Annotated in this window: 10 protein-coding genes; 2 read left to right on the forward strand and 8 right to left on the reverse strand. The window is 70.6% G+C overall.

Annotation, left to right across the window (positions count from 1 at the left end; translation table 11 throughout):
* Window positions 1-5: 5 nt before the first annotated feature.
* From OPU67_RS14785 to flgB, 7 genes are read right to left on the reverse strand one after another with little or no spacing between them, the layout of a single operon-like run.
* Entirely contained in the window at window positions 6-713 is a 708-nt protein-coding gene (locus OPU67_RS14785; RefSeq protein ID WP_267620977.1) for a flagellar basal body L-ring protein FlgH, read from the reverse strand.
* An 8-nt stretch (window positions 714-721) separates the two neighbouring features.
* On the reverse strand, window positions 722-1,513 hold the full coding sequence (gene flgG, locus OPU67_RS14790) for a flagellar basal-body rod protein FlgG (RefSeq protein WP_267620979.1): 792 nt from the start codon (window positions 1,511-1,513) through the stop codon (window positions 722-724).
* Window positions 1,514-1,544: 31 nt separating this feature from the next.
* Window positions 1,545-2,291, reverse strand: a complete 747-nt coding sequence (locus OPU67_RS14795) for a flagellar basal body rod protein FlgF (RefSeq protein ID WP_267620980.1) — start codon at window positions 2,289-2,291, stop codon at window positions 1,545-1,547.
* A gap of 13 nt (window positions 2,292-2,304) precedes the next feature.
* Entirely contained in the window at window positions 2,305-3,141 is an 837-nt protein-coding gene (locus OPU67_RS14800; protein ID WP_267620982.1) for a flagellar hook-basal body complex protein, read from the reverse strand.
* Between the two features lie 31 nt (window positions 3,142-3,172).
* Window positions 3,173-3,472: a flagellar hook assembly protein FlgD gene (locus OPU67_RS14805; protein ID WP_267620984.1), complete on the reverse strand. Its 300-nt coding sequence runs from the start codon at window positions 3,470-3,472 to the stop codon at window positions 3,173-3,175.
* Window positions 3,472-3,885 (reverse strand): flagellar basal body rod protein FlgC, encoded by a 414-nt coding sequence (gene flgC, locus OPU67_RS14810; RefSeq protein ID WP_267620986.1) that lies wholly within the window; start codon window positions 3,883-3,885, stop codon window positions 3,472-3,474. The genes OPU67_RS14805 and flgC overlap by 1 nt, the downstream gene beginning before the upstream one ends.
* Before the next feature lie 5 nt (window positions 3,886-3,890).
* Window positions 3,891-4,238, reverse strand: coding sequence for a flagellar basal body rod protein FlgB (flgB, locus tag OPU67_RS14815; RefSeq protein ID WP_267620988.1), 348 nt, complete (start codon window positions 4,236-4,238; stop codon window positions 3,891-3,893).
* Between the two features lie 242 nt (window positions 4,239-4,480).
* Between flgB and OPU67_RS14820 the strand changes: the two genes are divergently transcribed.
* Together OPU67_RS14820 and OPU67_RS14825 are read left to right on the forward strand one after the other, a co-directional pair.
* Window positions 4,481-5,155, forward strand: coding sequence for a MotA/TolQ/ExbB proton channel family protein (locus OPU67_RS14820; protein WP_267620990.1), 675 nt, complete (start codon window positions 4,481-4,483; stop codon window positions 5,153-5,155).
* Window positions 5,152-5,622: a hypothetical protein gene (locus OPU67_RS14825; protein ID WP_267620992.1), complete on the forward strand. Its 471-nt coding sequence runs from the start codon at window positions 5,152-5,154 to the stop codon at window positions 5,620-5,622. The genes OPU67_RS14820 and OPU67_RS14825 overlap by 4 nt, the downstream gene beginning before the upstream one ends.
* A 34-nt stretch (window positions 5,623-5,656) precedes the next feature.
* Here OPU67_RS14825 and OPU67_RS14830 read toward each other — a convergent pair whose 3' ends face one another.
* Window positions 5,657-6,733 carry a sensor domain-containing diguanylate cyclase gene (locus OPU67_RS14830; RefSeq protein ID WP_267620994.1) on the reverse strand — a complete coding sequence of 359 codons (1,077 nt, stop codon included), beginning with the start codon at window positions 6,731-6,733 and terminating at the stop codon, window positions 5,657-5,659.
* Window positions 6,734-7,081: the final 348 nt, after the last annotated feature.

The raw sequence follows: 7,081 nt of genomic DNA on the forward strand, positions 1-7,081 counted from the left end.
CCTCCTCAGAACGGCGAGACGATGTTGAAGAAGCGGCTGAGCCAGCCCGGCCGGCTCGCCTGCTGCACCGCGCCCTTGCCCGAATAGATGATCCGGGCATTGGCGACCTGCGAGGAGGCGAGGCGGTTGTCGCCGTCGATGTCGACCAGCCGGATGCGACCGGCGAATTGCACCCATTCGTCGCCCTGGCTGAACATCATCTGCTTTTCTCCGACCACTTCGGCGGTTCCGTTGGGGTAGATGGCGGCGATGGTGACCGCGACCGCGCCGTTGAGGCGGCTCTGCTGGCCGGCATTGCCCGCCCCTGTGAACGACCCTTCGGCGGCGGCTTTAAGGGCTTCGGGATCAAGGAAGCTCAACGGGCCCTCGGTGGGCGGGGTGATTCCCAGCGCGCCCTTGCGGGTGGTCTGACCGGTCGTGCCCTTGGAGGTGACGGTGGCCTCGACGAGGAGGATCGTCACCATGTCGCCGAGCGCGCGCGCACGAGTGCCGGTGACGAGGCCGGCATAGCCGTTGCTCGCCTGGAAGATCGCCCCCGCGACCGGCGCCGCGCCGGGCGCGGGGAGCGTCGCATAGGGATCGCCCGCATTCGCGGCGGTCAGCGCCGCGCCGGGCGGCGGGGGCGCGACGAAGCCCGGCTGCGGACCCTTGCCCCCGCCCATGCAGGCGGCGAGCGCGAAGGGCGCGGCCAGGACGGCGAGGCGAGGCGTCATGCGCGGCCTCACAGCGTCTGGTTGGCATTGCGCAGCATCTCGTCGACCGCGCTCACCATCTTGGAGTTGATCTCATAGGCGCGCTGGGTCTCGATCATCTCGACCAGCTCCTCGACGACGTTGACGTTGGAGCTTTCCAGCATCGACTGGCGAATCTGTCCGCGCCCTTCCTGACCGGCGATGCCCAGCTGGGCCGGGCCGCTGGCGGCGGTCTCGACGAGGAAGTTGTCGCCGATCGCGCGCAGGCCGGCCGGGTTGACGAAGCTCGCGACCTGCAACTGGCCAAGCTGCGTGGGCTCGGCATTGCCGGGAACGAGCGCGCTCACCGTCCCGTCGGGGGCGATGGTGACGGTCTGCGCGCCGGGCGGAATCTGGATCGGCGGCTGCACGGCATAGCCCTGCGCGGTGGTCAGCGTGCCGTCGTTCGACATGGTGAAATTGCCCGCGCGGGTGTAGCCAACTTGCCCGCCGCCGGGCAGCTCGACCGCGAAGAAGCCCTCGCCGTCCAACGCGATATCGAGCGGGTTGCCCGTGGGGTTCATGTTCCCCTGCGTCTGGATGCGGCTGGTGCCTTGGATCTGCACCCCGGTGCCCAGATTGAGGCCGACGGCGAAGGCGGTCTGCCCGGTCGAGGCCTGCCCCGCGCTGCGCTGTTCCTGATAGGCGAGCGTCGCGAAGTCCACGCGGTCGCGCTTGAAAGCGGTGGTGCCGATGTTGGCGAGATTGTTGGCGATGACGCGCATCCGCGCATCCTGGGCCTCGAGCCCGGTGCGGGCGACGTGAAGGGCGGAGGTGGGCATTTGGAAGGTCTCCTTTGCGGGGGGGGGGGGGTCAGCGCAGCGCCATCAGCCCGCTGCCGGCCTCGTCGAGCGTTCCGGCGGTGGCGATGATCTTGGCGCGCTGTTCGAAGGCGCGCTGCGCCTCGATCATCTGGACGAGCGTGTCGGCGGTCTCGACATTGGACATCTCGAGCGCCCCCGGGGTGAGCTTGGCGGTGAGGTCGGGGGGCAGCACGCCGCCTCCAGGCACCTTGAGGAAGCTGTCGATCCCCTTGGCGAGCGGGCTGCCCTGCGGATTGACGAGCCGCAGCCGGTCGACCGGCTCGGCCGCGGCCTGCGGGTTGGCGGGATCGGCGGCGAGCAGCGTCCCGTCGGGCGCGAGGCGCAGCACGAAGCCCGGCGGGACGGTGATCGGCGCGCCGCTCTCGCCGAGCACCGCCAGTCCCTCGCCGTTCTCGAGCACGCCGCTCGCCGAGACCCTGAGGTCGCCGCGCCGCGAATAGACCTCGCCCTGGCGGTCGGGCGACTGGAAGGCGAGCAGCGCCTGCCCCTCCAGCGCGACGTCGAGCGGGTTGCCGGTCGGCACCGTCCGGGCGGCCCTCATGTCCGCCCCGCGCACATTGCCGCGCGCCATCGCGCGGGCTTCCAGCGAGCCGTCCTTGAGAGTCGCCGGGGTGACCGCGAAGATTTCCTGGCGGAAGCCCGGCGTCGAGGCGTTGGCGAGGTTGTTCGCCACCACCCGCTGCCGGTCCATCGCCGCGTTCATCGCGGTCATGGCGGTGTAGATCAGCCGGTCCATCGGTCAGGCCGCCTTACGAGCGCAGGTTCAGCACGGTCTGCGAGATCTGCGTGGCGGTATCGATCGCCTTGGCGTTGGCCTGGAAATTGCGCTGCGCGGTGAGCAGCGAGACCATCTCCTCGGCCAGATCGACGTTGGAGCGTTCGAGAGCGCCGCTGATCATCTTGCCGTAGGTCCCGGCAGCCGGAACGCCGAACACGGCCCCGCCCGAATCCCCGGTCGCCTGCCACTTGGTCTGGCCGATCGAGCGCAGCCCGTTGGGCGCGGGGAAGGTGGCGAGGGCGAGCTGGCCCACGTTCACCGTCGACCCGTCGGAATAGGCGGCAATCATGATCCCGCGCACGTCGATGGTGACGTTGGCGAGCGTCGCCGCGCCTTGGCCGCCGAGCGGCGGATTGGTGATCGGCACGGCCACGCTGACCGGCGCGTTGGGCGGACCGCCGACCAGGTTTCCGTTCTGGTCGAGCGGATAGGCCTGGAGGCGGTTGCCCCACGAATCCTCCAGCTGCCCGGCCGCGGTCAGACGGAAGTTGCCGTTGCGGGTATAGCTCACGTCCCCGGTGAAGGCATTGGCGAGCGAGAAAAAGCCGTCGCCGTCGATGGCGAGGTCAAGACTGCGCCCGGTCTGCTCGAGCGGGCCGAGCACGAAGTCCTGGGTGATCCCGGCGACGATCGAGCCGATGCCGGGGCTGCGGCGCGGGTCGGTCGAGGAGCCGGTGGCGACCAGATCGGCGAATTGCGCCGAGCTCTTCTTGAAGCCCACCGTCTCGGAGTTGGCGATGTTGTGGGCGATGACGCGCAGGTCCACCTCGGCATTCTTGAGGCCGCTGAGCGAAGTGAAGAAAGACATGGGTCGTGGTCCTTTCGGGTGGGGAATGGGATCAGGCGGAGGGCCGCAGGCTCGCTTCCTGTGCAGCGATCAGGCGGTCTAGCTTGGTCGAAATCTCTTCGAGCGTGGCGCCGCTCGCGGTCTGCGCGGAGAGCGCGGAGAACTGCGCCATCTGTGCCAGCATCGCCTGGTTGTCCTGTGGGGCGAGCGGGTCCTGCATCGTCAGCTGGGTGGTCAGCAGCCGCAGGAAATCGGCCTGGCCGAGCGACTGGGTGCTGTTCTTCAGCGTCGATGGCCTGTTGAGCCGATCGAGCGTCGACTGTGCGGCGGGGGTAAGCGAAGGCGTGTCCATCAGTTCTGGCTCCTCAGGGTTTCGAGCATCAGCTGCTTGGCGGTCTGGAGCGCCTGGACCAGGTTCTGGTACTGGCGGGCGCTGTCCATGATTTCGACCATCTCGGCGGTCTCATCGACCGGCGCCTCCCAGACGTTGCCGTCCTTGTCGGCGAGCGGGTGGGAGGGATCGTGACGCTTGGTGGGCGCGGTCTGGCTGCGCATCAGGCCGGTGGTCGTCACCCCGGCAAGGCCCGAAGCGCGATCGAGTTCGGTCGCGAAGACCGCGCGGATCGGGCGGTAGGCGCCCTCCTCGGTGGAGGCGACAGCGCCAGCGTTGGCGAGGTTGGAGGTCGCGGCGTTCATCCGCACCATCTGCGCGCTCATCGCGCGAGTGGTGAGGGAGAACAGCGTGGGCGGGGTGCGATCGGGCATCGGCCTCACTCGCCCTTCAGCGCGCGGGTGATGGTGTTCACCCGGCCTTGCACGAAGCTGAGGGTCGCCGAATAGGCGACCGCGTTCTCGGCGAAGGCGACCTGCTCGCGGCTCAGCTCGACGGTGTTGCCGTCCAGCGAAGGCATGGTCGGGCGGCGATAGACCATCCGCGCGCCTGCGCTGGCGCCGCCGCCCTGCCGGGCGAGCCGCGCGTCGAGCGCCGCGTTGAAATCGATGTCGCGCGCCTTGAAACCGGGAGTGGCGGCATTGGCGATGTTCGAGGCGATCACCCCCATGCGTTGCGAACGCAGGGTGAGCGCGGCGCCGTGAATGCCGAAAAGTCGCTCGTTCATGCCAGGGTTCTCCTGATCGGCGGGGGTGCGGGGCGGGCCCGCGGGGTTCCCCGCAAGTTCAGCAGGAAGCGTGCCAAACCCGCCGCAAGCGGCTGTCGCCGCGAGGAGACGGGGCCACGCGGCAGGCTTTTGCCGGTCGGCAGGGCCAAGCGGGCAAAGCCGTGCCGGAACAATGCGTAGGCTTAATCGGCCTGCCCGGCGCCCGTTCTTCGGGGTCGATCCAGACCTTCCGGGGAACCGCCATGCCACAGACCTTGTCCGCCCTGTTCGATCCCGGTGCGCTCGCGATCGTCGTCTCCGGGACGGTGCTCGCCACGGTGGCGCGCTGCGGCTGGCGGGACTTCGGCGCGGCGCTCGCGACCGGCGGCCGGCTGCTGCGGCGCCGCTTCAGGCCCGAACCCAACCGCCGCGCCCTCGCGCTGGCGGTGAACGCCATCGAACGCGAAGGCCATCGCCGCGCCGACCCCGCCTTGCCGCCCGACCGCGCGCTGGCGCTGATGCTGGAGACCTATCTGCGCCACGGGACGCTCGAGGCGATGGGTCAGGTGCGACGCTCCGAACGCGCGCTCGACGAGGCGCGGCGGGTGAGCGCGGTGCAGGTGTTCGGCTGGGCGGGCGAGCTTGCGCCGGTGTTCGGCCTGATCGGCACGCTCTACGGCCTCGCCCAGCTCGGCCCCCAGCAGAGCGTCGGCGCGGCGGCGGTGATCATGGGCGCGGTGTCCACCGCGGTGCTGACCTCGCTCTACGGCGCGCTGCTCGCCCATCTGGTGTGCCATCCGCTCGCCACCGCGATCGAGCGCCGCGGCGGCGTGGAAGAGCGCGAGCGCGAGGTGCTGGCCGAATGGTTCGTCGCGCAGATCGAACGCTTCGATCCGGGCGCGCCGGGCCGCCGCACACATCTGAGGGGCGTTGCATGACCATCAACAAGGCTGCCGTGGCCACGAGCGGGGGCCACGGCTGGCAGCTGATCTTCACCGATCTTGCGCTGATCCTGTTCCTGCTGACCCTGTCCGCGCTTCCCGCCGCCGAAGCCGAGAGCGGGCGGCGGCTCGCCGATAGCGAGGCAAGCGAGCGCAATGCGCGCGGGCTCCCCCGGCCCCGCCCCGAAGTGGCGGCCGCGCAGGCGCTCTACCGGGCGGTGCCGGGCGGGCCGGCGCTCGGCGCGTGGCTGGCCGCGCAGCAGGCCGATCCGCGCGCGACGCTGACCATCTTCGCGACCCACACCAAGGGCGGCGAGGCGCGGGCCTGGACGCGTGCCGAGGCGCTCGCCGCCGAGGCCCGCGCCTCGGGGACACGGGTGCGCATCATCATCACGGCGGGCGATGCGGAAGACCTCTACGCCAGCCTCGCCTACGATCAGGAGATCGGCGGCAGCGGGTCCTGAGCCGGACCCGCGCGCCGGCGCAAAGGGCGGGCCGTCAGCCCAGCTCGATCCGGTTGCGGCCGAGCTGCTTGGCCCGGTAAAGCGCCGCATCGGCCCGGGCGAGCGCGCTGCGGATGTCGGCGTTCTCGGTCACCTCGGCGATGCCCGCCGAAAAGGTGATCTTGCCGAACGGCTCGCCGGTGTCGCGGTTCATCAGCACCCGTGCGCCCTGCGCCCGGCGGACCGCGTCGAGGCGGCCCTGCGCGGCCTGTTTGGCGAGGCCGTGGAACAGCAGCACGAATTCTTCGCCGCCATGGCGCGCGACGAAACAGGCCTCGCCCGCGCCTTCGACGAGCGCAGCGGCGAGCGCGCACAGCACCCGGTCGCCGGCGGCATGGCCATGGCGGTCGTTGACCTGCTTGAAGTGATCGACATCGCAGAAGGCGAGGCTGAGCGGCTCGCTCCGGGCCTGCGCCTGGTGTGCGGCAGACACGAGCCGCCGCTCGAAGGCGCGGCGGTTGGGCAGGCGGGTGAGGTGATCGACATCGGCCTCGATGCGCGCCTTGGCGAGGCTTTCCCGGAGCGATTCGGTCTCCGCTTCGCTCTTCGCCATCGCCGCCTCGACCTGCTCGAGCCGCGCCAGCATCGCGCGCGACAGGTCGAGCACCTGCGCCAGTCCCTCGGGCGCACCCAGCGCCTCGATCTGCACGCCGATAGCGCCGCGATGGTCGCTGGTCTCGGACTGGGCGGCGCGCGCCGCCTGGGCGAAGCGCATCAGCGCATATTCGAGCTTGTCGGACAGCGTCTCCAGCGCGGCGATGCGGCTGTGCCCTTCGGGATCGAAGCGCGCGAGCGTGTCGAGCCAGCGCTGGTCGATCGGCTCGCCCGATGCCTCGCGCGCCGAAAGCAGGCCCGCGAGTTCGGGCTGCGATCCCGACAGGGCGCCGCAGATCGTGGCGAGGTTCTGCGGGGTCACCGCCAGATCGTGGCGCTGCACGAATTCGCCGATCCGCTCCAGGATCGCGCGGCGTTGCAGCGCGGCGGACCCCTCGGACGGCGCATGATCGACAGGAGCGCGCGAGGGCGCCGGGGCGCGGGCGGAGCGGACGAGGTAGCCGTTGGGATAGGGCATGGCGACACGGTGAAAAGCGGTTGCAAGGGACAACCCAAGGCGTAGCGCACCATGCCTAAGTCACCCCGAACGGGCTTCTAGGGGCATTCACGTAAGGCTGGCTTGGCATGGCCCTTGCTGCATCCGGCACGAAAGGCGCCGCCAAGGGCGCGCCTCCCTGCGAATGGAGTCCCTTGCCATGGAACGCACCTCCAACCTGTTGCACGGGTGGCGCTTTGCCCCGCTCGCGCTGCCGATCCTGCTGCCGCTGTGCGACCCTGCCGTGCGCGCGGCAGGCGGTGCCGATCCGGCGCTGATCGACCGCGCGGTCGCCGCCTTCACCGGCGCCGCTCCCGGCACCCCGGGCGG

It is taken from the genome of Erythrobacter sp. WG (assembly GCF_026586795.1).
Lineage (GTDB): Bacteria > Pseudomonadota > Alphaproteobacteria > Sphingomonadales > Sphingomonadaceae > Erythrobacter.